Genomic DNA, 1,187 nt, shown 5'->3' with positions numbered 1-1,187 from the left:
TGTAGGCGCTGGTGTTGTTGCTAAAGTTATCGCTTAATCGCGAATAATTTTTCGACACAAAAAAGGGGCACTTCGGTGCCCTTTTTTTATGCAATTTGCTCAAATCTTAATTGAAATAAAAACCATTCCTATTTAGACTCAATGCATTGGTTAAGAAGTGAGTCTCTCTATGTATGTATGTCTGTGTAATGCGGTGACTGACAAAGCGATCCGTAATGCGGTGCGTCAGCACAATCCCCATACCATGAAGCAGCTGCGTGAACTTGTGCCGATTGGTACCGATTGTGGAAAGTGCATTCGTCAGGCAAGACAGATTATGGTGGAGGAACGCGGAACTATCATCCCAATGCATGAAGTTGCCTAACAAAGGGTAAGGTTATTTTTGACTCTTGGCTTACAGGTTCTACACTTTTAGAACTGGCCAGGAGGAGTTACCTATGAAAGGCGATAAAAAGATCATTGCTCACCTCAACAAGCTGCTCGGCAACGAGCTGGTTGCCATCAATCAATATTTCCTGCACGCCCGCATGTTCAAGAATTGGGGCTTAATGCGCCTCAACGACAAGGAATACCACGAGTCGATCGACGAAATGAAACATGCCGATCGCTACATCGAGCGTATCCTGTTCCTGGAAGGGCTTCCTAACCTGCAAGATCTCGGCAAGCTGAACATCGGCGAAGATATTGAAGAGATGCTGCGTTCCGATCTGGCTCTGGAGCTGGCTGGTGCCAAGAACCTGCGTGAAGGTATCGCCTATGCCGATTCTATTCACGATTATGTCAGCCGCGATTTGATGATCGATATCCTGGCCGATGAAGAAGAGCATATCGACTGGCTGGAAACCGAGCTGGACCTCATCGCTCGCCTCGGTATTCAAAACTATGCCCAGGCCCAGATTTTGGAGCGCAAAGAGTAAAGCCTTCAGCCTATTCGCCATTGCCTCTCCTGCCGGCGGCCGTTTTCACGGCGGGGCAGGGGAGAGCTCAACCCACCCTAAGCATAATTCATTCCCTGCTCACCGTGCTAACCCGCAAACTGACACTGAACGCGCAAAAATGACGATTTCCTGAGCATATTTCCAACTGCGGCTTGCTTCCTGGGCCATTTTGCGTATAATGCGCGGGCTTACCTAATCTTGGTAAGCCTGATTTTAGCGAATCAGTCGATTGGCAGGCCTTTTTTGCCT

The 1,187-nt window shown here is 48.4% G+C and carries 3 protein-coding genes; 2 read left to right on the top strand and 1 reads right to left on the bottom strand.

Features of this window, described 5'->3' with window-relative positions:
- Nucleotides 1–169 precede the first annotated feature (169 nt).
- The gene (gene bfd, locus N6G83_RS54355) at nucleotides 170–364 is read left to right on the top strand and encodes a bacterioferritin-associated ferredoxin (RefSeq protein WP_015379266.1); all 195 of its coding nucleotides are present in this window, start codon (nucleotides 170–172) and stop codon (nucleotides 362–364) included.
- Nucleotides 365–437: 73 nt separating this feature from the next.
- Nucleotides 438–917, top strand: a complete 480-nt coding sequence (bfr, locus tag N6G83_RS54350) for a bacterioferritin (RefSeq protein ID WP_019456183.1) — start codon at nucleotides 438–440, stop codon at nucleotides 915–917.
- Between the two features lie 88 nt (nucleotides 918–1,005).
- Here the strand turns inward: bfr and N6G83_RS54345 are convergent.
- On the bottom strand, nucleotides 1,006–1,187 hold a 182-nt coding region (locus tag N6G83_RS54345), incomplete at its 5' end, for a hypothetical protein (RefSeq protein ID WP_260524433.1).

The organism is Serratia sp. PL7 (assembly GCF_945957435.1).
The sequence above is the reverse complement of the archived record's forward strand: the minus strand, read 5'-3'. Positions and strand labels throughout refer to the sequence as shown.

Excerpts from the sequence above, each read along its gene's own strand:
- bfr (WP_019456183.1), top strand. The coding sequence starts at position 438 with ATGAAAGGCGATAAAAAGATCATTGCTCACCTCAACAAGCTGCTCGGC.
- bfd (WP_015379266.1), top strand. The coding sequence starts at position 170 with ATGTATGTATGTCTGTGTAATGCGGTGACTGACAAAGCGATCCGTAAT.